At 72.2% G+C, this 23,476-nt stretch carries 15 protein-coding genes; 8 read left to right on the forward strand and 7 right to left on the reverse strand.

The window, feature by feature from the left end:
- Nucleotides 1-209: 209 nt before the first annotated feature.
- Together AB852_RS13275 and AB852_RS13280 are read right to left on the reverse strand one after the other, a co-directional pair.
- Nucleotides 210-1,364 carry a metallophosphoesterase gene (locus AB852_RS13275; protein WP_245876763.1) on the reverse strand — a complete coding sequence of 385 codons (1,155 nt, stop codon included), beginning with the start codon at nucleotides 1,362-1,364 and terminating at the stop codon, nucleotides 210-212.
- A 533-nt stretch (nucleotides 1,365-1,897) separates the two neighbouring features.
- Complete coding sequence (locus tag AB852_RS13280) at nucleotides 1,898-3,019, reverse strand: LacI family DNA-binding transcriptional regulator (protein WP_073787317.1); 1,122 nt, start codon at nucleotides 3,017-3,019, stop codon at nucleotides 1,898-1,900.
- A 469-nt stretch (nucleotides 3,020-3,488) separates the two neighbouring features.
- On the opposite strand from AB852_RS13280, the gene hisC reads away from it, so the two are divergent.
- The 6 genes from hisC to AB852_RS13310 all read left to right on the forward strand — a co-directional run bounded on the left by hisC (nucleotide 3,489) and on the right by AB852_RS13310 (nucleotide 14,200).
- Nucleotides 3,489-4,568 carry a histidinol-phosphate transaminase gene (gene hisC, locus AB852_RS13285; protein ID WP_073787319.1) on the forward strand — a complete coding sequence of 360 codons (1,080 nt, stop codon included), beginning with the start codon at nucleotides 3,489-3,491 and terminating at the stop codon, nucleotides 4,566-4,568.
- A 276-nt stretch (nucleotides 4,569-4,844) separates the two neighbouring features.
- Nucleotides 4,845-6,353, forward strand: a complete 1,509-nt coding sequence (locus AB852_RS13290) for a cytochrome ubiquinol oxidase subunit I (RefSeq protein WP_073787321.1) — start codon at nucleotides 4,845-4,847, stop codon at nucleotides 6,351-6,353.
- 34 nt (nucleotides 6,354-6,387) lie between these two features.
- A complete protein-coding gene (gene cydB, locus AB852_RS13295) occupies nucleotides 6,388-7,392 on the forward strand; it encodes a cytochrome d ubiquinol oxidase subunit II (RefSeq protein ID WP_073787324.1) in 1,005 nt (334 codons plus the stop codon).
- Between the two features lie 103 nt (nucleotides 7,393-7,495).
- Nucleotides 7,496-11,209, forward strand: coding sequence for a thiol reductant ABC exporter subunit CydD (gene cydD, locus AB852_RS13300; protein ID WP_079184562.1), 3,714 nt, complete (start codon nucleotides 7,496-7,498; stop codon nucleotides 11,207-11,209).
- Between the two features lie 105 nt (nucleotides 11,210-11,314).
- Nucleotides 11,315-12,991: a sensor histidine kinase gene (locus AB852_RS13305; protein ID WP_073787328.1), complete on the forward strand. Its 1,677-nt coding sequence runs from the start codon at nucleotides 11,315-11,317 to the stop codon at nucleotides 12,989-12,991.
- Nucleotides 12,992-13,126: 135 nt separating this feature from the next.
- Nucleotides 13,127-14,200: a M23 family metallopeptidase gene (locus AB852_RS13310; protein WP_073787330.1), complete on the forward strand. Its 1,074-nt coding sequence runs from the start codon at nucleotides 13,127-13,129 to the stop codon at nucleotides 14,198-14,200.
- A gap of 45 nt (nucleotides 14,201-14,245) precedes the next feature.
- On the opposite strand, the gene AB852_RS13315 is transcribed toward AB852_RS13310, so the two are convergent.
- Nucleotides 14,246-15,136 (reverse strand): HAD family hydrolase, encoded by an 891-nt coding sequence (locus AB852_RS13315; protein ID WP_073787333.1) that lies wholly within the window; start codon nucleotides 15,134-15,136, stop codon nucleotides 14,246-14,248.
- Between the two features lie 265 nt (nucleotides 15,137-15,401).
- On the opposite strand from AB852_RS13315, the gene AB852_RS13320 reads away from it, so the two are divergent.
- The gene (locus AB852_RS13320) at nucleotides 15,402-16,304 is read left to right on the forward strand and encodes an LLM class flavin-dependent oxidoreductase (protein ID WP_073787335.1); all 903 of its coding nucleotides are present in this window, start codon (nucleotides 15,402-15,404) and stop codon (nucleotides 16,302-16,304) included.
- 479 nt (nucleotides 16,305-16,783) lie between these two features.
- Nucleotides 16,784-18,166 (forward strand): serine hydrolase domain-containing protein, encoded by a 1,383-nt coding sequence (locus tag AB852_RS13325; RefSeq protein WP_079184563.1) that lies wholly within the window; start codon nucleotides 16,784-16,786, stop codon nucleotides 18,164-18,166.
- Nucleotides 18,167-18,181: 15 nt separating this feature from the next.
- On the opposite strand, the gene AB852_RS13330 is transcribed toward AB852_RS13325, so the two are convergent.
- From AB852_RS13330 to AB852_RS13345, 4 genes are all read right to left on the reverse strand, one after another.
- On the reverse strand, nucleotides 18,182-19,210 hold the full coding sequence (locus AB852_RS13330; RefSeq protein WP_079184564.1) for a bifunctional 5,10-methylenetetrahydrofolate dehydrogenase/5,10-methenyltetrahydrofolate cyclohydrolase: 1,029 nt from the start codon (nucleotides 19,208-19,210) through the stop codon (nucleotides 18,182-18,184).
- A complete protein-coding gene (locus AB852_RS13335; protein ID WP_079184605.1) occupies nucleotides 19,207-19,926 on the reverse strand; it encodes a cyclodeaminase/cyclohydrolase family protein in 720 nt (239 codons plus the stop codon). Before AB852_RS13335 ends, AB852_RS13330 begins: the two co-directional genes overlap by 4 nt.
- 246 nt (nucleotides 19,927-20,172) lie before the next feature.
- Entirely contained in the window at nucleotides 20,173-20,721 is a 549-nt protein-coding gene (locus tag AB852_RS13340) for an RNA 2'-phosphotransferase (RefSeq protein WP_073787337.1), read from the reverse strand.
- Between the two features lie 663 nt (nucleotides 20,722-21,384).
- Complete coding sequence (locus tag AB852_RS13345; protein WP_073787848.1) at nucleotides 21,385-23,289, reverse strand: SDR family oxidoreductase; 1,905 nt, start codon at nucleotides 23,287-23,289, stop codon at nucleotides 21,385-21,387.
- Nucleotides 23,290-23,476 lie beyond the last annotated feature (187 nt).

Genomic DNA, 23,476 nt, shown 5'->3' on the forward strand with positions numbered 1-23,476 from the left:
CCCGGGCCGTGTCCGGCGATTCCCGCCGGGCCCGCGACGCCCGGCACCGCGCCGGACCTCGCCGCGCTGCCGGGCATGCCCGGGTACGTCCGGTACGAGGGCGGCCCTCCGCCGAGCGACGCCCGGCGGCGGACGCCGCGGGCCGGCCCGACGCGAAGGGCCGGGCACGGCCTGGGGCCCGTCGCCGCCGCGGCTGTCCGCGGAACGGTTCAGTCGTTCAGGGGGAGTTGCTGGACCAGCAGCTTTCCGGCCATGGTCACTCCGCCGTCCATCGCGATCGCGAGTCCGTCGGCGTAGACGTGCGGGCCGTCCACGACCGGCCCCTGGCTGTCGTCCCCGTCCTCGGAGCCGACCTCGCCCAGCAGGTACGGGATGGGGCTGTGACCGTGGACGATACGGGAACCGCCGTAGACGGAGAGGAGTTCCCGGGCGGCCCGCGGGCCCGATTCGTCGCGGAAGGCGAAGCGTTTGGTGAACTTCCGGAAGAGGTCCCAGCATTCGTCGGCGTCGTTGCGCGTCAGGGTCTCGCGGACCGTGTCGTTGACGGCTTCGATGGAGTCGCCGTAGTCGAGGTACGCGGTGGTGTCGGAGTGGACGAGGAGGTGGTCGTCCTCGTGCTCCATCGCGTCGAGCCGGGACATCCACTGGAGGTGGTGGTCCTGGAGCCGGTCCATGTCGGCCTTCTGGCCGCCGTTGAGCAGCCAGGCCGCCTGGAAGGTGGCGGTGCCCGCGCCGGAGTTGACCGGGGTGTCCCCGAAGCGGCGGGCGCCGATCAGCAGCAGCTCGTGGTTGCCCATCAGGGCCTTGCAGTAGCCCCCGGCGGCGGCGGCCTCGGCGGACAGCCGCATCACCAGGTCGATCACGCCGATCCCGTCGGGGCCCCGGTCGGTGAAGTCGCCGAGGAACCAGAGGCGGGCGTTGCCGGCCGACCAGTTGCCGTCGGCGTCGATCAGGCCCTTGGCGTGCAGCGCGGCGATCAGCTCGTCCAGATAGCCGTGCACGTCCCCCACGACGAAGAGCGGACCGAGTCCTTCCGGCTCCCGGGCGGCGACGGCCGGGGCGGGGGCCACCGGCGCCTGGAGGGTGTCGCCGCGCTTGATCACCGGGAGGTCGCGCTGGGTCGGGGTGTAGCCCTCCGGCTCCTGGCCCTCGTCGTAGGGCGGCACGCTGTCCCGCGGCGGCGACATGGAACCGACGGGCGCCGAGCTGACGCGCGTCGAGCCGATCGGCGTCGCGCTGACGGGTTCCGGGCCGATGGGCGGCGTCGAGCCGACCGCGTGGCCGACCGGCCCGTCGGGCGTCCCCGGCCCGGGGCGCGGCTCGGCGGGAAGGCCCATCACGTCCATGACCGGCGCCGTGCCCATGGCGGTGACCGGGGGCGGGCCGGGTGGCGGACCCGGTTCGCCGGGTGCGGGGTACGGGGCGCCGCCCACCCGCGCGGGTGGGCCGTCGGTCCCGCCCGGCGGGTAGGGCGGCGGACCGGAGCGCGGTGCGCCCGCCGGTGCCTGGCCCTGATGGGCGTCCTGCTGTGGATCGTCGTGCCGGGACGGCTGTTCCGTACGCGGATCGATCCGGGGATCGGGCCGCGTGGCGGGCTGTCCGGGATCTACGGGACCCGCTTCGTGCACATAGGCCGGCACGCGGAAATCGCGCACTGTCGGCGTTCGCACGACGGGTCCCTGACCTGCCCCCTGAGTCATCGACCCCTCCACCACCTTGCGCCGCAACTGCACCGGAACGGACTGCCTGGTCGCAGCGGCCCGCGGTGTCGTCCGCCCATCATAGGAATGCGGATCGCGCTGTGTGATGACCCAGGGGTGGTGAATCGGAACAGGGGCCCGGTTCACCGCGCATTTCTCCCGAATTGGGCGGCGGCCGGGGACCCGTTCATCGCCGGCTAGCCGCTCCGGGGCGACCGGGGCGGGCTGACGGTCGTCCGCGGATGGCGCCGTTCGGAGGAGGTGCGCACGATCAGTTCGGTCGGTATCACCTGCTCGACCGGCTGGTCCGACTGCACCCCCTCGATGGCGTCGATCAGCAGTTGCACGACGGCGGTGCCGATCCGGCGCGGTTTGAGGGACAGGGTGGTGATGGGCGGCTCGGTGGTGGCGTAGACGGTCGACTCGGAGCAGCAGACGAGGAGCAGATCGTCCGGGACCCGCAGTCCGTAGCGGCGGGCGGCGGCCAGCAGGTCGGTGCCGTTCGGGTCGAAGAGACCGTAGACGGCGTCGGGCCGGTCGGGCCTCGCGAGCAGCCGGTCGGCGGCGACGGCTCCCGCGCAGGGGTCGTGCGCGGGGTACGCCTCGTACACCGGGTCCTGGCCCACCCGTTCGCACCAGCGCAGATACGCCGTTGTCGACAGATGGGTGTACGTATCGGTCGTGGTGCCGGTGAGCAGTCCGATCCGGCGGGCGCCGGCCGCCGCGAGATGGTCGAGGATGCCGAGGACGGCGGCCTCGTGGTCGTTGTCCACCCACGCGGTGACCGGCAGCGAACCGGCCGGGCGGCCGTCCGAGACGACGGGCAGGCCCTGGCGGACCAGTTCGGTGACGACGGGGTCCTTGTCCGAGGGGTCGATCACCACGGTGCCGTCGAGGGCGACGTTCGACCAGACGTCCACGGGGCTGCGGCGGGAGGTCGCGGGCAGGATGACCAGGGCGTATCCACGGGCGAGCGCGGCGGAGGTGGCGGCTCTGGCCATCTCCGCGAAGTACGCGAACTCCGTGAAGGTGAAGGGTTCGTCCCCGTAGGTCGTCACGGTGAGTCCGATGAGGCCGGACTTCCCGGTACGCAGGGTGCGGGCGGCGGCGGAGGGCCGGTAGCCCAGCCGGTCCGCCACCTCGCGGACATGTCGTCGGGTGGCGTCCGGTAACCGGCCCTTGCCGTTGAGGGCGTCGGAGACCGTCGTGATGGAGACACCGGCGGCGGCGGCAACATCTCTGATACCCGCTCGGCCTGGCCGACCGCCTCGGCGGGGGGTGTCCGCCCGGCTCACCTGGTGCTTCCCTGCTGCTGTCATGGCGTGCCGATAGTAGGGCGCCGCGGGTGGGGTGGGTCGGACGCATATTCATACGTTGACAGGAACGTTTCTGCATGGCCGTGCGGGGTGAAGTCGCTTAAAAACGAGGGCTGTTGTGGCTTCTGCCAGTGAATGAGTGCGTCCGGGTGGGGGTGGGCCTGGTGAAGGAGTCATGTCTCGAAGAGGTCTCAACTCACCTTCACGGGGGATGCGCGCCACGGAGTGAGCCAGGGGTGCGAGGACACGGTCCGCGCGCCCCCCACCCGGGCGGGCGGAGCGCTCCGGGCGTGGGGGCGTCCCGTGGGCGCCGGTGGAACCGGGGCGGACGGGCGGGGCGCGCGGCGGGGCGGCCGGCCGTGGGACAGGGGTGTCGCGGTGGTGCGGCGAGGGTGGAGCCTTGTAGCGGGACGGGTGGGTGGGGAATCCTCTGAGGGTATGGAGTATTGAACGAGTCGCTAGGAGGACCGTGGTGAGCGAGCAGAATCCCAGGCTTCGTGCCGAACTGGCCGCCGTACCCGCGTACACGCCCGGGAAGCCCGCGTCCGCCGACGGCCCGGTGGCCTACAAGCTTTCCTCGAACGAGAACCCGTACCCGCCGCTCCCCGGGGTGCTGGAGCGGGTCGTGGCCGCGTCGGGCGCCTTCAACCGCTACCCGGACATGGCGTGCACGGTGCTGCTGAACGAGCTGGCCGACCGGTTCGCCGTGCCGGTGAGCCATCTGGCGACCGGTACCGGCTCGGTCGGTGTCGCCCAGCAGCTGCTCCAGGCGACCTCGGGTCCGGGCGACGAGGTGATCTATGCCTGGCGGTCCTTCGAGGCGTACCCGATCATCACGCAGATCAGCGGGGCGACCTCGGTACGGGTGCCGCTGACCTCGGGTGATGTGCACGATCTGGACGCGATGGCCGACGCGATCACCGAGCGGACCCGGCTGATCTTCGTGTGCAACCCGAACAACCCGACCGGGACGGTGGTCCGCCGGGCCGAGCTGGAGCGCTTCCTGGACCGGGTGCCGGGGGATGCGCTGGTGGTACTGGACGAGGCGTACCGGGAGTTCGTCCGGGACCCGGAGGTGCCGGACGGGGCGCAGGTCTACCGGGACCGGCCGAACGTCTGTGTGCTGCGGACCTTCTCCAAGGCGTACGGCCTGGCCGGGCTGCGGGTCGGGTTCGCGATCGCCCATGAGCCGGTGGCCGCCGCGCTGCGCAAGACGGCGGTGCCGTTCGGGGTGAGCCAGCTCGCGCAGGACGCGGCGGTGGCGTCGCTGCGCGCGGAGGACGAACTGCTGGGCCGGGTCGGCTCGCTGGTCGCGGAGCGCTCGCGGGTGGTCGCGGCGCTGACGGACCAGGGCTGGACGGTGCCGGAGACCCACGCCAACTTCGTGTGGCTGCGGCTCGGGGACCGTACGAGTGACTTCGCGGCGGCATGCGAGCGGGCCGGTGCGGTGGTCCGGCCGTTCGCGGGGGAGGGCGTGCGGATCTCGATCGGCGAGACCGAGGGGAACGACATCTTCGTGCGGGCCGCCGAGGCGTTCCGCAAGGAGCTGTGACGCCCGTCATGTAGGAGATGAGCGCCCTCTCATACAAGGCCCCCGACGACCGGCACCTTCGGTTCGGGGGCCTTCGTCGCGCCCGGCCATGGTTCCCACGGTCACCCGCGTGTGCTGCCTCCGTTAAGGGGGACCCCCGTGCGATGGGTCGCAACCGGTAGGACATAATGCTTGTGAATGTGAACGCGTTCACAAGCGCGCCCGGAAGATCCTGTTATGCGGGAGATCAAAGGGGCAAACTGCCGCTGTGAACACGGCACGTAAGGAGAAGGAGACGTGGACCTCGCTCTGGCGCCGGAGACCCTGGCGCGATGGCAGTTCGGCATCACTACCGTCTACCACTTTCTGTTCGTCCCACTGACGATCTCCCTGGCGGCCCTCACCGCCGGACTACAGACGGCTTGGGTGCGCACGGGGAAGGAGAAGTACCTCCGGGCCACCAAGTTCTGGGGCAAGCTCTTCCTGATCAACATCGCCATGGGTGTCGTCACCGGCATCGTCCAGGAGTTCCAGTTCGGGATGAACTGGTCGGACTACTCGCGGTTCGTCGGTGATGTCTTCGGAGCGCCGCTCGCCTTCGAGGCGCTGATCGCCTTCTTCTTCGAGTCGACCTTCATCGGGCTGTGGATCTTCGGCTGGGACAAGCTGCCGAAGAAGATCCATCTCGCCTGTATCTGGATGGTCGCCATCGGCACCATCCTCTCCGCGTACTTCATCCTCGCCGCGAACTCCTGGATGCAGCACCCGGTGGGCTACCGCATCAACGAAGCGGTCGGTCGCGCGGAACTGACCGACTTCTGGGCCGTCCTCAGCCAGAACACCACGCTCACCCAGGTCGCCCACACCCTGACCGCCGCCTTCCTCACCGGTGGCGCGTTCATGGTCGGCGTCTCCGCCTTCCACCTGGTCAAGAAGAAGCACATCCCGGTGATGAAGACCTCGCTGCGGCTCGGTCTGATCACCGTCGCCGTCGCCGGACTGCTCACCGCCGTCAGCGGTGACCGGCTCGCCAAGGTGATGTTCGAGCAGCAGCCCATGAAGATGGCCGCCGCCGAGGCCCTCTGGGACGGACAGACGAACGCGCCCTTCTCCCTCTTCGCCTACGGGGATGTGGACAAGGGCCACAACACCGTCGCCATCGAGATCCCCGGGATACTGTCCTTCCTCGCCCATGACGACTTCGACTCCTTCGTGCCCGGCATCAACGACGTCAACGCCGCCGAGCAGGCCGAGCACGGGCCCGGCGACTACCGGCCCAACATCCCCGTGGCGTTCTGGTCCTTCCGCTGGATGATCGGCTTCGGGATGGCGTCCTTCGGTATCGGGCTGCTGGGACTGTGGCTGACCCGCAAGAAGTTCCTGCTCCCCGCGCATATGAGGGTCGGCGAGGACGAGATGCCGAACCTCGTGCTCTTCCGGAACAAGGTCATCAGCCCCCGGTTCACCCGCTGGTACTGGCTGCTCGCCGCCTGGACGATGGCCTTCCCGCTGATCGCCAACTCCTGGGGCTGGATCTTCACCGAGACGGGCCGTCAGCCCTGGGTCGTCTACGGCGTCCTGGAGACCCGGCAGGGGGTCTCCCCCGGGACCAGCCAGGGCGAGGTCATCACCTCGATGATCGTGTTCACCACCCTCTACGCGATCCTCGCCGTGATCGAGGTCAAGCTGCTCGCCAAGTACATCAAGGGCGGGCCGCCCGAACTGACCGAGGCGGACCTCAACCCGCCGACCAGGATCGGCGGCAACGACCGCGATCCCGACCGGCCGATGGCCTTCTCGTACTGACGGCCTTCTCGTACCGAGGGAAAGGAACTGAGGCATGCAACTCCACGATGTCTGGTTCGTGCTCATCGCGGTCCTGTGGATCGGCTACTTCTTCCTGGAAGGCTTCGACTTCGGGGTCGGTGTCCTGACCAAGCTGCTCGCCCGCAACCGGCCCGAGAAGCGGGTACTGATCAATACGATCGGCCCGGTCTGGGACGGCAACGAGGTCTGGCTGCTCAGTGCCGGCGGCGCCACCTTCGCCGCCTTCCCCGAGTGGTACGCCACCCTCTTCTCCGGGTTCTACCTTCCGCTGCTGCTGATCCTGGTCAGTCTGATCGTGCGCGGGGTCGCCTTCGAGTACCGCGCCAAGCGGCCCGAGGAGAAGTGGCAGCGCAACTGGGAGAACGCTATCTTCTGGTGCTCCCTGCTGCCCGCCTTCCTCTGGGGTGTCGCCTTCGGCAACATCGTGCGGGGCGTGAAGATCGACCAGGACTTCGAGTACGTGGGCAACGTCTGGGATCTGCTCAACGTCTACGCGCTCCTGGGCGGGCTGGTCACCCTGACGCTGTTCACCTTCCACGGAGCGGTGTTCGTCGCCCTCAAGACGGTGGGTGACATCCGGGTCCGGGCCCGCAGGCTCGCCACCCGGGTCGGACTGCTGACGGCCGTACTGGCCCTGGGATTCCTGCTCTGGACCCAGCTCGACAAGGGCGACACCGCGAGCCTTGTCGCGATGGTCGTGGCGGTGGCCGCGCTGGTCGCCGCCCTCGGTACCAATCTGGCCGGACGGGAGGGCTGGTCGTTCGCCTTCTCCGGCGTCACGATCATCGCCGCCGTGTCGATGCTCTTCCTGACGCTCTTCCCGAACGTCATGCCCTCCTCGCTCGACCCGGCGTGGAACCTCACGGTCACCAACGCCTCGTCGACGCCCTACACCCTGAAGATCATGACCTGGTGCGCGGGCATCGCGACCCCGCTCGTCCTGCTCTACCAGAGCTGGACGTACTGGGTGTTCCGCAAGCGGATCGGCACCCAGCACATCTCCGACCCCGTGCACTGACCCCTCGGACGGGGCCGGTGTCACCGGCTCCGTCCGCACCCCGCACCGCCTGGGTGTGTTTCATGTGAAACACCCCTGAACCAACCCCGAGGGTGTGTTTCACGTGAAACCGATCGACCCGCGACTGCTCCGGTACACCCGCGCCACCCGCGGATTCCTGCTGGCCGTGGTGCTGCTGGGGCTGGTCGGTGCGGGGCTGGTCATCGCCCAGGCCACCCTGATCGCCGAGATCGTGGTGGGCGCCTTCCAGGAAGGTCTGTCGGCCGGTGAGCTGAGGGCCCCGCTGATCGCGCTGGCCGCCGTGGCCGTCGGCCGTGCCGGTGTCTCCTGGCTCACCGAACTCGCCGCGCACCGGGCCAGTGCGGCGGTCAAGTCGGAGCTGCGGGGACGGCTGCTGGAGCGGGCGGGCGCGCTGGGCCCGGGGTGGCTCAGCGGTCAGCGCACGGGATCACTGGTCGCCCTCGCCACCCGGGGCATCGACGCCCTGGACGACTACTTCTCCCGCTATCTCCCCCAGTTGGGGCTCGCGGTGGTCGTACCCGTCGCGGTGCTCGTACGGATCGTCACCGAGGACTGGGTCTCCGCCGCCATCATCGCGGGCACCCTTCCGCTGATCCCGGTCTTCATGATCCTCATCGGCTGGGCGACCCAGGCCCGGATGGACCGTCAGTGGCGGATGCTGTCCCGGCTCTCCGGACACTTCCTCGATGTGGTCGCCGGACTCCCCACGCTCAAGGTCTTCGGCCGGGCCAAGGCCCAGGCCGAGTCGATCCGCCGGATCACCGGCGACTACCGGCGCGCCACCATGCGCACCCTGCGGATCGCCTTCATCTCGTCGTTCGCCCTGGAACTGCTCGCGACCCTGTCGGTCGCGCTCGTCGCCGTCACCATCGGGATGCGGCTGGTCCACGGCGGGATGGATCTCTCCATCGGGCTGATGATCCTGATCCTGGCGCCCGAGGCGTATCTGCCGGTCCGGCAGGTGGGCGCGCAGTACCACGCGGCGGCCGAGGGACTCGCGGCGGCGGAGGAGGTCTTCGAGGTCCTGGAGACCGAGGTCCCCACGAACGGCACGGGTGTCCTTCCCGCCGGTAAGGCGCTCGGACTGAGCTTCGACCAGGTCGGCGTCAGGTATCCGGGACGCGACGACGACGCCGTGTCCGGGGTGTCCTTCGAGGTAGGCCCGGGGGAGACCGTCGCACTCGTCGGACCGAGCGGCGCGGGCAAGTCGACCCTGGTCGCCGCCGCCCTGGGCTTCGTACGGCCGCAGCGGGGCCGGGTACGGATCGGCGGGGTGGACCTCACCGGCATCGCCCGGGAGTCCTGGCACCAGCAGGTGGCATGGGTGCCCCAACGCCCCCATCTGTACGCGGGTTCCGTCGCGGAGAACGTCCGCCTCGCCCGGCCCGACGCCGACGACACCGCTGTCCGCCGGGCCCTCCGCGACGCCGGAGCCCTGGAGTTCGTGGACGCGCTGCCCGACGGGGCCAGCACCCTGCTCGGGGAGGACGGGACCGGACTGTCCGCCGGACAGCGGCAACGACTCGCCCTCGCGCGGGCCTTCCTCGCGGACCGGCCCGTGCTGCTGCTGGACGAACCCACGGCCGCGCTCGACGGGGACACCGAGGCCGATGTGGTCGAGGCGGTACGGCGACTGGCCGTCGGCCGGACCGTGCTGCTCGTGGTGCACCGCCCGGCGCTGCTGTCCGTGGCCGACCGGGTGGTGACCCTCGCGATGCCCGAGCGGACGGTCCCGGCCCAGGGAGGTACGGCACGCACCGCCGGTACCGCCGGGGTCGCCATCGCCGCGGACCACGGCTCGCGCAGGCGGCCCACCGGCGGCGACCTGATCGCCGAACTGACCGACGACGGCGCGGCCTTCGGTGACGAGCTGTTCCAGTCGGAGCGCGACCAGGACCGGGACCGCGAGCGGTCCGGCGACCCGTCGCACGCCATGGACCTCGTGGGCGCGCAGGCCCCGGAACGGGACGGGGACACGCCGGTCCGGGACGGGCACCCCGGGCCGGACGGCCGTACCGGGACCGGGGCCCGGCAGCGGTCCGCGCTGCGCCGGGTCCGGGACATGGCCGGACCCCGGCGGGGACGGCTCGCCCTGGCCCTGCTGCTCGGCAGCCTCGCGCTCGGCAGCGCGGTCGGCCTGATGGCGACCTCCGGATATCTGATCTCGCGGGCCTCCCAGCAGCCGCCCGTGCTCTATCTGATGATGGCCGTCACGGCCACCCGCACCTTCGGCATCGGACGGGCCTGCTTCCGGTACGCGGAGCGGCTGGTCTCGCACGACGCGGTGCTGCGGATGCTCGGCGACACCCGGGTCGCCGTCTACCGGCGCCTCGAACGGCTCGCCCCCGCCGGACTGCGCACCACCCGGCGCGGGGATCTGCTGACCCGGCTGGTGACCGATGTCGACGCCCTCCAGGACTACTGGCTGCGCTGGCTGCTCCCGGCCGGTGCCGCGCTCGCCGTCTCCGCCGGAGCCGTCGGCTTCACCGCCTGGCTGCTGCCCGAGGCCGGTGCCGTGCTCGCCGTGGGACTGCTCGCCGCCGGTGCCGGGGTACCGCTGCTGTCCGGCGCGGTCGCCCGGCGCGCCGAGCGCAGGCTCGCCCCGGCCCGCGGGGTGCTCGCCACCCGGGTCACGGACCTGCTCACCGGAACCGCCGAACTGACCGTCGCGGGCGCCCTGCCCGCCCGTACCGCCGCGGCGAGGAAGGCCGACGCGGTCCTCACCCGGATCGCCTCCCGCGCCGCGTCCGCCACCGCGCTCGGGGACGGGCTGACCGCGCTGGTCTCCGGACTGACCGTCGCGGTGACCGCCCTGGTCGCCGCGCGGGGAGTCGCGGACGGACGGCTGGACGGGGTCGCCATGGCGGTGGTGGTGCTCACCCCGATGGCCGCGTTCGAGGCGGTCATGGGGATGCCGCTCGCCGTCCAGTACCGCCAGCGGGTCCGCAAGAGCGCCGAACGGGTGCAGGAGGTGCTGGACGCGCCCGCACCCGTACGCGAGCCCGCCACCCCCGCCGCCGCGCCCGCCTCGCCGTTCCCGCTGCGACTGGAAGGACTGCGGGCCCGCTACGACGGGCAGCGGCGCGACGCGCTCGCCGGCGTCGATCTGACCCTGGACGAAGGGCGCCGGATCGCGGTCGTCGGGACCTCCGGCTCCGGGAAGACGACCCTCGCCCAGGTCCTGCTGCGCTTCCTCGACCCGCGTCCCGACGGGACCGGCGGCACGTACACCCTCGGCGGGGTCGACGCGCACTCGCTCGACGGCGACACCGTGCGGGGGTTCGTGGGGCTGTGCGCCCAGGACGCGCACCTCTTCGACAGCTCCGTCCGCGAGAACCTGCTGCTGGCGCGGCGGGACGCGGACGACACCGAGCTGCGGGACGTACTGGCCCGGGTGCGGATGCTGGAGTGGGCCGACTCGCTGCCCGACGGACTGGACTCGCTCGTCGGGGAGCACGGGGCACGGCTGTCCGGCGGACAGCGGCAGCGGCTCGCGCTGGCACGGGCCCTGCTCGCGGACTTCCCCGTACTGGTGCTGGACGAGCCCGCCGAACACCTCGACCTGCCGACCGCCGACGCCCTGACCGCCGACCTGCTGGCGGCCACCGAGGGCCGGACGACGGTACTGATCACCCACCGGCTGGCCGGACTGGAGGAGGTCGACGAGGTGATCGTGCTGGAGGCGGGGCGGATCGTCCAGCGGGGCGCGTTCGACACGCTCACCGCGGCCGAGGGGCCGCTGGCCCGGATGCGGGACCGCGAGGGCGCGGCGGATCTGCTGGCGGCGGCGGTGTAGCGCGGGGGCGCCGGACGGTCGCCGGACGATCGTCGGGGGCAGCTCGGGGAAGGGCCGGGGAAGGGTCGGGTTTCGGTCGGAAACCGGTGTTATTAGGCTTTGGGTATGGATGGGGAGCAAGAGGGTGCTCGGGCGTCGGACCTGCCGACCGAGCTGACCGCGCGGGTCCCGCAACTTCTGGAGGCCATGAGGTCGGTCGGCACCGGCCTCCAGCTGCACTCCACGCTCGACCGGATCTGTGAGACCGCCGCCGCGCTGACGGACGCCCGGTACGCCGCGATCGGGGTCGTCGCGGAAGACGGCGACGGCCTCTCCGACTTCGTCCACCACGGGGTCGACGCGGCGACCGCGCGGCTCATCGGCCGTCTGCCCGACGGACAGCGCGGCCTGCTGGGCGCCCTCATCAAGCACTCCGAACCGGTGCTGCTCGCCGACCTCAGCGCCGATCCGCGGTCCTGCGGCTTTCCCCCGCACCATCCGCCCATGCGGTCGTTCCTCGGCGTCCCGATCCGGGTCCAGGGGGAGATCTTCGGCAATCTCTATCTGTCGGAGAAACGCGGCGGCGCCCGGTTCGACGACGACGACCTCAGCATGGTCCGGGTACTGGCCACGGAGGCGGGCATCGCCATCGGCAACGCCCGGCTCTACGAGGCCGCCCAGCAGCGGGAACGCTGGATCGACGGGGCCGTGGCCGTCACCACGGCGCTGCTGTCGGGCGGTGACGCCGAGGACGCGCTCCAGGTGGTCGCCGAACAGGTCCGCCATCTCTCGGACTCCACCGCCGGGCTCGTGCTGCTGCCCGCCGACGAGGGCGGCCTGGAGATCGTCGCCGTCTCCTCGGAGCGGCCCACCGGTGCGCTGGGAGTGGTCGTCGCCCCGGAGAGCGAGATCACCACCCGCCTGCTCGCGGGCGAGGCCGTGTTCCTGGAGGACGCCGCGAACGACCCCCGGGTCCTCAGCGAACTGGCCCGCCACTACGGTCCGGCGATGCTGCTGCCGCTGCGGAGCGAGGGCCGGGTCCTCGGCACCCTCGTCACCCTGCGGGGGCGGGGCGCCCGTACCTTCACGGAGGGCGAACGGACCCTCGCCGCGCAGTTCGCGGCGCAGGCCGCGCTCGCGCTGAAGATGGCGGAGGCGCAGCGGGACCGGGAACGGCTCGCCGTCTACGAGGACCGCGACCGGATCGCCCGTGATCTGCACGATCTGGTGATCCAGCGGCTGTTCGCCACCGGGATGATGCTGGAGAGCGCCCAGCGCAAGTCGGTCGTCCCCGCGGTGCGGCAGGGGGTGGGCAGGGCCGTCGACGAGCTCGACGTGACCATCCAGGAGATCCGGACCGCGATCTTCGCCCTTCAGCAGGAGCCCGCCGAGGCACCGTCCGGGCTGCGCACCCGGGTGCTCCGGGAGATCAACACCGCCGCCGTACCGCTGGGGTTCAAGCCCTCGCACCACTTCGTCGGCGCCGTGGACGCGCTGGTCGGGGAACTCACCGGCAAGAATCTCATCGCCGCGCTGCGGGAGGCGCTGTCGAACGCGTTCCGGCACGCGGACGCCGACCGTATCGATGTCGTCGTCGACGCGACGGTCACCCTGCCCGACGGCGCCCCCGGGGTACGGCTCACGGTCGCCGACGACGGGGTCGGCATCCCCGAGGGCGGCCGGCGCAGCGGGCTGAAGAACCTCAAACGGCGTGCCGAGTCGCTGGGCGGCGACAGCTGGTACGGGCCGGGCATCGGTGAGGACGGCGGCGGTACCGGTGTGGTCTGGCAGGCACCCCACTGATCCCCCGCACCTGACGCGATCCGCGCCGAGGACACCCTGTTCGGCGGTACCCCGGTCATCCGTACGGGGTGGCACGTCCCCCGGGCGTACGAGCCCGGCGCGCCGGGTCCCCCCGGACGCGTAACGATCCGTCATATGTCGTTCTCTTCAGGCCGTCGCCGTCCGATGTTCGTCCCCGCGGTGCTGTGCGTGCTGCTGGGACTCGCCGTCCCGCATGTCAGCGCGTACGGCGAGGCCCCGGGAACCGACGGCGGCAGCCTCGGGGCGCAGGGCGCGGGCGCGGAGGTGGCCAAGCTGTACGAGGAGGCCGCCGACGCGACCCGCCGCTACGAGGAGGGGCGGCGGCAGGCCGGGATCCAGCGCGCCGAGGCGTCCGAACTGGAACGCAGGCTCGCGGAGGAACGGCGCGGTATCGCGATCCTGCACGCCGACCTCGGGCGGATCGCCCGTGCCCAGTACCGCACCGGGGGCGATGTCCCGTACACCGCCCGGATGCTGCTGGCCGACCGCCCCGAGGACGTGATGAACAGTCAGCGGGCCGGTTCGCAGGCGGAGCTGGCGGTCCGGCGGAAGATCGACGAGAGCCGGGCGGCGGAGCGGCGGCTCGCGGAGGACGAGAAGGAGGCGTCGCAGGCGTGGCGCGCGCTGGAGAGCCGCAACGACCGGCTCGCGGAGCTGAGGCAGGAGATCGAGGAGAAGCTGGAGCGGGCGCAGTGGCGGCTGCGCGGCGAGGCCGACCGGTCGGTCGCCGCCGGCCGGTGCCGGGGCGCGGTGCGGCTGCCGCAGAGTTCTGCGGCGGGTGCGTCGGACTGGGTCGCGCCGGTGGCGGGATACCAGCTGTCGGCCGGTTTCGGCGGTTCCGGTCAGCGCTGGGCCAGCCGCCACACGGGACAGGACTTCGCCGTGGGCGTCGGTACACCGGTGCGCGCGGTGGGCGAGGGCCGGGTGGTGAGCGTGTCCTGCGGGGGCGCCTTCGGGATCGCGGTCGTGCTCCAGCACCCCGGCGGCTACTACACGCAGTACGCGCATCTGTCGTCGGCCGCCGTCGACCAGGGCGAACGGGTGGCGGTGGGGCAGTGGATCGGGCTGTCCGGGACGACCGGCAACTCGACGGGCCCCCATCTGCACTTCGAGGTACGGCTGACCCCGCAGCTCGGCTCGGGTGTCGACCCGATGCCGTGGCTCGCGGAGCGCGGGGTGGTGCTGTGAGGGGGCCGGGCCCGGGGCCGGTGATCCGGGGGCGGGTCCCGCGGGTCAGCGCTCCGCGAGTATGCGCTCGATCACGGTCGCGACACCGTCGTCGTTGTTGCCGGTGGTGAGGTGCGAAGCGGCGGCCAGGACATCCGGGTGGGCGTTGCCCATGGCGTACGAGGTGCCCGCCCAGTCCAGCATCTCTATGTCGTTGGGCATGTCGCCGAAGGCGACGACCTCGGCGGGGGAGATCCCCTGCTCCGCGCAGCACAGCTCAAGGGTGCTCGCCTTGGAGACGCCCGGTCCGCTGATCTCCAGCAGGGCGGTCGGGCTGGACCGGGTGATGTTCGCCCGGTCCTCCCCCACGGCGGCGCGCGCCAGCGCGAGGAAGACGTCCGGGGCCAGCCCGGGATGGTGGGCGAGCAGCTTGAGCACCGGCTGGTCGGCGGCGTCCGTGCCCGGGGCCAGCAGCTTCTCGGCGGGCGCCACGCTCTCCGCCAGATCGAGCTGGAGCGGGGGGTAGGCCGCTTCGTGGTGCAGCCCGCCGGTGCGTTCCACGGCGAACGACGTGCCCGGGGCGACCTTCCGCAGGGTCTCGACCACACCGAGGGCGAGGGGTGCGGCGAGCTCCCGGACCGTGAGGAAACGGGGTGCGGTCGGGCCGCCGTGCAGATCGACGACCGCGGCGCCGTTCCCGCAGATCGCGGTGCCGTGGCCGTGCAGCACGGCGCTGACCACGTCCATCCAGCGGGCCGGGCGGCCGGTGACGAAGAAGACCGCGATACCCGCCGCCTCCGCGGCGGCGAGCGCGGCCACCGTCCGGGGCGACACGGACTTGTCGTCGCGGAGCAGGGTTCCGTCGAGATCCGTCGCGATCAGCCGGGTCGGGAGCGTGGGGGAGGCCGATGTCCACGGCCGTGGGGAAGCTGAGGTCACCCCGCCATTCTCGCGCATATGCCCGCACGACCGTGCGGGAGTCCGCACATCTGAGTGATTTCCGCCCTCGGTCCGCCCTCGGTCCGCCCTCGGTCCGCCCTCGGTCCGTCCTCGGGCGGCCGCGTGGTGGCCGGGCGTGACGGGCGCCCCCGCACCTTCGGGAACCGGGGTGAGGAAGGTGCCCTCGCGCCGCCGTCCACGCCGGCCGCGGATCGATCGGCGGGATCCCTCGAAGCTGCGGTAGGCGCGCTCGGGCCGGTCCTCGCGGCATAGGGTTGCCGCCATGCGCCTGAGCACTGTGATCCTTCCCGTCGACCGCTGGCACGAAGGGGGGCGCGGGAAGTGGTGCCGTGCCGAGGAGCTGGGCTTCCACACCGCGTACACCTATGACCATCTGTCCTGGCGGACCTTCCGCGACGGGCCGTGGTTCGGTGCGCTGCCCACCCTCACCGCCGCCGCGACGGCCACGGAACGTATGCGGCTGGGCACCCTCGTCACCTCGCCGAACTTCCGGCACCCGGTCACGCTGGCCAAGGAACTGATCTCCCTGGACGACATCTCCGGTGGCCGGATCACGCTGGGTATCGGTGCCGGAGGCAGCGGATTCGACGCCACCGCGCTGGGGCAGGAGGCATGGACGCCCAAGGAGCGGGCCGACCGGTTCGCCGAGTTCGTCCCGCTGCTCGACCGGCTGCTCACCGAGGACTCCGTGAGCGCCGAGGGCACCCACTACTCCGCGCTGGAGGCCCGTGACATCCCCGGCTGCGTACAGCGGCCCCGGCTGCCGTTCGCGGTGGCCGCGACCGGTCCGCGCGGGATGCGGCTGGCGGCCCGGCACGGCCAGGCGTGGGTGACCACCGGTGATCCGAAGCTCTTCGAGACGGGGACGCCCGAGCAGTCCCGGCAGGCCGTCGCCGCCCAGATCGCCCGGCTGGGCAAGGCGTGCGCCGAGCTCGGCCGGGACGTGGACGAGGTGGAGAAGGTGCTGCTCACCGGGTTCACCCCGGACCGGAACACCCCGCTGGGGTCCGTCGACGCCTTCGTGGATTTCGCGGGCCGTCACCAGGCACTGGGGATCACCGAGATCGTGCTCCATATGCCGATCCCGGACTCCGACTTCGCCACCGATCCGGCAATGTTCGAGCGGATCGCCGTCGAGGCCCCGGCACAACTGCGCACCGCCTGAGCCTGGCCCTGGCCCTGAGCCTGGTCCGCGTTCCGTCCGAGCCGGGTGCCGCGCGTTCCTCGTTCCTCGTTCCGCGCTGCTGCCTGCTGCCTGCTGCCTGCTGCCTGCTGCCTGCTGCCTGGTCCCCGGCCCGTCGCCGTGGGTCGTGGGTCGGCCGACGGCCGCGTGGCCGCCCGACGCCGGTCCGGCGCGCCGTCATGGGCGGATTTCGGCCGTCTTCAGGGGTGGCCCCCAGGCGCGTCCCAGGAGGTCGGCGGGTCCGCCGGGCGGCGGGGGCCGAGTGGCGGGCGCGGCCGGTGGGATGTGAGGGAAACGTGACGCCCCGCCGCAAGTGAACATCGCGCCATCCACCGGACGTGTCCCCCACCGGCCCGCCCGCGGAGTGCCGCAGCATGGCGCCTACGGGGTGGGCCCGACCGACCGTCATGGGCCGATCCCGTACCCATGTACGGCTGTTCGACACAGGAACGGGGATCACGATGGTTCGACGTAAGGCCCTGAGTGCTGTCGCGCTGGGAGCGGCGGCGCTGACCCTCGGGACGCTGCCCGCGCAGTCGGCGTACGCGGCGGCCCCGGGCTCGGCCCCGGCCGCCCCCGCCCCGGCAATGGCCCCCGCCCCGGTATCCGCCCACGTACGCACCCCCGCTCCCGCACCCGCGCCGGACACGGCCGCGTTGCGCGCGGTGCTCCAGCGGGCGCTGTCCCAGGGCGCGCCCGGGGCGATGGCGCGGGTGGACGACCACGGGGAGACGTACCGGGTGTCCGAGGGCGTGGCGGACCGGGAGAGCGGGCGGCAGATCAGCACCGCCGACCGCTTCCGCATCGGCAGCGTCACGAAGACGTTCTCGGCGGTGGTCGTCCTGCAACTGGTCGCCGAGGGCGATCTGGGACTCGACACCTCCGTCAACCACTATCTGCCCGGCCTGCTCCCCGACGACCGCATCACCGTGCGGCACGTCCTCAACCACCGCAGCGGACTGTGGGACTACACGAACGACATGTTCCAGCAGACCGTGCCGGGCTTCGAGGCGGTACGGAACAAGGTGTTCACGAACCAGGAACTCATCGACCGGTCGCTGACAAGGACCCCCTCCCCGGCCCCCGGCACGGCGTACGGGTACTCGAACACCAATTTCGTGGTCGCCGGGATGCTGATCGAGAAGGTCACCGGAGAGTCGGCGCGCAGCGCGTACCAGTCCCGGATCATCGAGCCGCTCGGGCTGGACAACACCAAGTACGTGCACCCGGCCACCGCGATCCCGGGCCGGTACGCGCGGGGGTACCTCACCCCGGACGAGGCGGGCGCGCCGCTCGTGGACTCGACGCGGCAGACGGCCTCCTGGGCGCAGACCGCCGGTGCGATGATCTCGGACCCGGCGGACCTGAACCGTTTCTTCTCCGCGCTGCTGGGCGGTCGTCTGCTCCGCGCCGATCTGCTCGCGGAGATGCAGCGCTGGGCCCCCACGAACGCGGCGGGCACCCAGCACTACGGGCTCGGGCTGCGGCGCCGCGATCTGTCCTGCGGGGTGTCCGTGTACGGCCACACCGGCACCGTCCAGGGCTACTACACGTACGCGTTCACGTCGAAGGACGGGAAGCGGAGCGTCAGTTCCCTCGCGAACACCTCCAACAACGGGAACGTGCTCGTGACGATGGCGGGCACCCTGGAAGCGACCTTCTGCGGCAGCGGCAGCGGCAGCACTGGCAGTGGTGCCGGTGGCGGCAGCGGCACGGCGTCCGCGAGCGGGACCCCGGCGGCACAGGCGCCGGCCGCCGAGGCTCCGGGGACGGACGCCCCTGACCGGGGCGCGCGACTGGCCGGTGTGTACGAGGACATCGCGCCCGGGATCGCTCGGAACTGACCTCGTACCCGCCCGTCAGCGAGTCCGGGCGGCGGTGGCCGCCGCGTCGACCGTGTGCCGCAGCAGCAGAGCGGTCGTGACCGGCCCGACCCCGCCCGGAACGGGGCTGAGCGATCCGGCGACGTGTGCCACGTCCGGGTGCACGTCGCCGACCAGCCCGCCGTCGTCCGTCGGATTGGTGCCGACGTCCACGACGACCGCGCCCGGCCGGACATGCGCGGCGGTGACCAGGCCCGGCCTGCCCACCGCGGCGATCAGCACCTCCGCGTCACGGGTCACCGCGGCGAGGTCGGCGGTGCGGGAGTGGCAGACGGTCACCGTGGCGTCCCGGTCCAGCAGCAGATGGGCGAGGGGCTTCCCGACGACGGTGGAGCGGCCGACGACCACGGCACGCCGACCGGACAGGGCGATTCCGTGATGGTCGAGCAGCGCGACGACCGCCTCGGCGGTGGCCGGGGCGAAAGCGGGCAGCCCGGCGGCGAGCCGGCCGAGCGAGAGCGGGTTCGCCCCGTCCACGTCCTTGGCGGGATCGATGGCCGACGCGAGGTCGTCCAGCCGCGCCCCGTCCGGGAGCGGGGTCTGGAGGATGATCCCGTGCACGGCCGGATCGGCGCTCAGTTCGGCCAGCCGGATCCGGAGGGCCGGGGCCGCCGCGTCCGGCCCGAGGTCGACCACCGTGCAGTCGAGGCCCGCCTTCCCGGCGGCCCGGGCGATGGACCGGACGTACCACGCGCTCGACTCGTCGGCGGTCGCGGTGACGACCGCGAGATGCGGCCGGTCCGCCGTGGCGGCGAGATCGGCGGCCCGAGCGGCGAGCTCCGTGCGGAGCTCCGCGGCGAGGGCCTTGCCGGAGAGGGACGCGGCCGGGCCGTCACCGTTGGGGTCGGTGTGCGGGCGGGTGCGGGGACCGTTGTCCGGGCCGGTGGCGTCGGGACCTGCGTCGGAACCTGTGACCGGGCGGGTACCAGGGCCGGTGTCGGGGCCGGTGGCAGGGGCTGTGCCGGGACCGGTGGCGAGGCTCGGTGCGGGGCTGGTGGCGCTCACTGAGTGATCTCCTGGCGTACGGCGGCGGTGACCCGGTCGGCACGGGCGGTCAGGGCGTCCACCTGCGCGATCGCGGTGGACAGCCGCTCGCGCTCGGCGCTGTCCCGTACCCCGCCGAGGTTGATCTCGACATTGATCCGCGCCGTGGTGGCCGCCGCGCGGACGGCCTCCGCCGCCGCGGCCACATCGGTGAGGACGTTGCGGTTGCCCACGGGGAGCAGTTCGTCGGCCAGGTCCAGCGCGCGGGCGGCCACCGTGATCACCTCCGCGGGTGGTCCGGCGGCACCGGTCAGGGCGTCCGCGATGGCGGCGGACCGGGCCGCCTTCTCCTGCGGGGTCGCGCGCGGGAGCCGGTAGGCGTCCGTGACGGCGGTGAACGCGGCGGCGTCCGCGTCGGCCAGGCGCAGTGCGCGGGCGGCCAGTTCGTCGGCCTCGCCGGTGACCCGGGCGATCAGAACGCCGTGCTCGGCGTACTTCGCCCCGGTGCTGTAGCGGGCGACCATGGCGAGGAGCGCGGCTCCCTGGGCGGCGTGCACCGCGGCGGCGGCGCCTCCGCCGGGCGCGGGCGCGCGGGAGGCGAGCCGGGTGATGTAGTCGGTGAGCGAGGTGTGCTGGAGCGCTACGGGTCCGGTGCCGGGGTCCGGGTGGATGACGGGCACGGAGGCAGCGGGGCCGGGGGCCTGGGCCGGGGGCTCGGTGGTGTCCGGTGCGGGCATGCGGTTCATCCTGCCAGAGGGACGAAGGGTGTTCCTGGGGCCGGTACGGGCCTCCCTGGAGCGGGAGTTGACGTCAACGAGGGCGGTGGGAGGGCGGGGAGGACGGCGCGGGTCGGGCGGCAGTCCAGGGACGGGCGGGCGCGCAGTGACGGGCCGGTCGTGTATGCCGGACGGGGGTACGGGGTGGGTCGGGCGTACGGGTAGGGGTGGTTGTACGGGGTCGGAGGCCGGACAGGTGTGGCCGGGTCAGTGCGCGGACGGCGTGCTCAGATACTCCGGGGGCACCGCGGAGGTCAGCCACACGCCGTTCGCGCTGACGCGGAACTCATGGCCGTCCCGGTGCATCTCCCCGGCCCGTACGGACAGCACCACCGGGCGTCCGCGCCGGGCGCCCACCCGTGTCGCGGTCTCCCGGTCGGGGGACAGATGCACATCGTGCCGTGCCATCGGGCGGAGCCCTTCGGCGCGGATCGCGGCCAGGTGACCGGCGACGGTGCCGTGGAAGAGGAACGCGGGCGGGACCGCCGCCGGCAGCCCGAGATCGACGTCCACGGTGTGCCCCTGGCTGGCACGGATGCGGTCACCCTCGACGGCGAAGCGGCGTTTGTCGTTGACGGCGACGACATGGTCCAGTTCGGCGCGGCTGACGCGGAAGCCGTGCGCGGCCGTCGCGGCGAGCAGGGCGTCGATCCCCGTCCAGCCGCCCTCGTCGAGGACCAGTCCGATCCGTTCCGGTTGGTGCCGCAGATGTTTCGAGAGGTACTTCGACACCTTCACGGTGCGTCGCTCGTCCATCACACCAGCGTGCCGTTCGGCAGAAATTTCCGCATCCGAATTCGGGTCCTGATGTTTGATCCACAGTCAAGTCGAGTTATCCACAGGCTATTTGACATTCCTGTGGACAACTCACCTAACTTTTGAGGGGGTTTGGTCAACTCTTCTATGTGTCAGTCTGTTTATGGCAAATGCGCCTAATGGCCGTGTCTGTCTGGTCTATTCTCCCTCCGCACTCATCGACTCCGAGAACCACTCCATCAGCAACAAGTGACAGCAGGAGGCCGGTTGTGAGCAGCGCGAGCCGTCCGTTTGCCACGCCGACGACACATCAGGAGCCGATGACAGAACGGTGAACATCCCGCTCTCACAGTCTGGTTCCGCATCGGCCGCAAGTCGGGCGAGTGCTCTCGGACGACATCCGGACCGCTGTCGCGACCTTCCCGGTTCCGACGCGCGAAGCCCGTCCGTGCGGCTGCTGAACAAGGACTCCGCGCCGTTAACTGAGCTCACCCCGCCGCGTGGTGTGCGCTCACTCCCCCAACGCCCCTACCCCTGAGGCGACCTCGTACGGGAGGAGATCGGCCCCGGTCAACTGACGCGCACAGAAGGCGACTGGAGGCCGGATCCTCGAACTCCCCACCACTGACCGCCATTCGCTTCGTCCGGGCTCCCGGAGTGCCGCTACAACCGTGGCCCACGGCGGGCCAATGCGCGGAGCACACCTGGTGCGAGGCGGGACAGCAGCCGGGCCGTCCGGGCCTCGGGTGTCACCGGGACGACCGCCCGATCGTGCAGCACCGCGCGCAGCACCGCGTCGGCGACCTTCTCCGGCGGGTAGTTCCGCAAGCGGTACAGCCGCGACGACGCGCGCTGGAGCCGTTGCTCCTCCTCGGCGGAGACCCCGGTGAACCGGGTCGTCGCGGTGATACCGGTGTTGACGATGCCGGGACAGATCGCGGAGACGCCGATCTCCCGCTCCGCCAGCTCCACGCGCAGGCATTCGCTGAGCGTCAGCACCGCCGCCTTCGACGTGCTGTACGCGGGCAGCGCGCGCGAGGGCAGGTACGCGGCGGCCGAGGCGACGTTCACGATGTGACCGCCCTGTCCGCGCTCCGCCATCTGTCCGCCGAACAGCCGGCAGCCGTGGATGACGCCCCACAGATTGACGTCGAGGAGCTCGCGCCACTGGCCAGGGGTGGTGTCGAGGAACGACCCCGACAGGCCGATGCCCGCGTTGTTGACGAGGATGTCCACCACCCCGTGGTCGGAGGCGACCCGCGCGGCCAGTTTCTCCATCGCCCGCTCGTCACCGACGTCGACGGTCTCGCCCCAGGCGCCGGGCGCGCCCGCCTCGCGGGCCGCGAGCGCGGTGCGGGCGGCCGTCCCGGGATCGCGGTCGACGGCGACGATCCGGGCGCCCGCTCTCGCGAAGGCCAGTGCCGTGGCCCGCCCGATCCCGCCGCCCGCACCGGTGACCAGCACCAACTGGCCCCCGAACCGCTCCGCGTACGGATCTCGGACCTGCCGGGCCGCCCGGGCAGCGCGGGACCCCTGCACCGCTCGGGGCGCGCGGGCCGACTGCGGCGTGCCGGGTGCCACCGTTTTCGGGGGGAGCGCGTCGTCGGCCAGGGCAGACGGGTCCGGTCCGACACCGGCGCCGCCACCCTCGCCGTCGACCTTGCCGTCGTCCTCGTGGCGGGTGACGAACTCCGTGATCCAGGCGGTGAGCTGGTCGGGCCGGGACCGGGGGAGCCAGTGCCGGGCGTCGACCGTCCGGCGGGTCAGCCGGGGGACCCACCGCTCCAGATCGTCGTACAGACGCGGCGACAGGAACTTGTCCCCCAGCGGGACGACGAGCTGCACGGGCGCGTGCGCGTGGGCGTCCGCGCGGGGCCGGGTCAGCCGGGCGCGGATGTTGTCGCGGTACAGCCACGCGCCGTGTGCCGCGTCGGACGGGAGCGACGCGGTCGGGTAGTCACCGGGGGGAACCTTCTCGGTGTGCTCCAGCACCTTCGGCCAGTGCCTGCCCAGCGGACCGCGCCAGGCCAGCTCCGGCAGGACGGGGGTGTGCAGCGCGTACACGTACCAGGACCTGACGCCCTGGCCGAGGAGCTGCGTCAGATGCCGGGGGGTGGGCCGGGACCTCCGGCGGGCGAGCCAGTGGCCGAAGTGGTCGAGCGAAGGGCCGGACATCGAGGTGAACGAGGCGATCCGGCCCGCGGTCCGTGCGACGGTCACGAACTCCCAGGACTGCACCGAACCCCAGTCGTGCCCCACCAGATGCACCGGGCGGTCCGGACTCACGGCGTCCACCACGGCCACGAAGTCGTCCGTCAGCTTCCGCAGGGTGAACCCGCCGCGCAGCGGACGCGGGGCCGTCGAACCGCCGTGCCCGCGGACGTCGTACAGCACCACATGGAAGTCCTGTGCGACGAGCCGTGCCGCGACCTCCGACCACACCTCCTTGGAGTCCGGGTAGCCGTGCACGAGCACCACGGTGGGCCGGGCGGGGTCGCCCAGCTCGGCGACGCACAGCTCCACCCCACCCGTGCGCACCCGGCGCTCACGCGCTCCACGCAGACCCATACCGTCCCCTTCCGACCCGTCCACCGACCCGTCCCCGCCGGGCACGAACGCCGTGCCCGAACGCCGCCCGACCACCCCGCCCGGCCTGTGCGCTGCGTGTCCGCCACGTCACACCAACGAATGTGACCTTGCCCGGCGGCGGCGTCAAGGTGCCCCCGGCCGGACCTGTGGACAACCGCGCCGAAGC

Source organism: Streptomyces uncialis, assembly GCF_001905345.1.
Taxonomy (GTDB): domain Bacteria; phylum Actinomycetota; class Actinomycetes; order Streptomycetales; family Streptomycetaceae; genus Streptomyces; species Streptomyces uncialis.

Bases quoted from the DNA above. Each gene is read 5' to 3' on its own strand.
- AB852_RS13305 (WP_073787328.1), top strand. From the start codon at position 11,315: ATGGATGGGGAGCAAGAGGGTGCTCGGGCGTCGGACCTGCCGACCGAG.
- AB852_RS13340 (WP_073787337.1), bottom strand. From the start codon at position 20,721: ATGGACGAGCGACGCACCGTGAAGGTGTCGAAGTACCTCTCGAAACAT.
- AB852_RS13280 (WP_073787317.1), bottom strand. From the start codon at position 3,019: ATGACAGCAGCAGGGAAGCACCAGGTGAGCCGGGCGGACACCCCCCGC.
- cydB (WP_073787324.1), top strand. From the start codon at position 6,388: ATGCAACTCCACGATGTCTGGTTCGTGCTCATCGCGGTCCTGTGGATC.
- AB852_RS13325 (WP_079184563.1), top strand. From the start codon at position 16,784: ATGGTTCGACGTAAGGCCCTGAGTGCTGTCGCGCTGGGAGCGGCGGCG.
- AB852_RS13275 (WP_245876763.1), bottom strand. From the start codon at position 1,364: ATGGGCACGGCGCCGGTCATGGACGTGATGGGCCTTCCCGCCGAGCCG.
- AB852_RS13315 (WP_073787333.1), bottom strand. From the start codon at position 15,136: ATGCGCGAGAATGGCGGGGTGACCTCAGCTTCCCCACGGCCGTGGACA.
- AB852_RS13345 (WP_073787848.1), bottom strand. From the start codon at position 23,289: ATGGGTCTGCGTGGAGCGCGTGAGCGCCGGGTGCGCACGGGTGGGGTG.
- AB852_RS13335 (WP_079184605.1), bottom strand. From the start codon at position 19,926: ATGCCCGCACCGGACACCACCGAGCCCCCGGCCCAGGCCCCCGGCCCC.
- AB852_RS13320 (WP_073787335.1), top strand. From the start codon at position 15,402: ATGCGCCTGAGCACTGTGATCCTTCCCGTCGACCGCTGGCACGAAGGG.
- AB852_RS13310 (WP_073787330.1), top strand. From the start codon at position 13,127: ATGTCGTTCTCTTCAGGCCGTCGCCGTCCGATGTTCGTCCCCGCGGTG.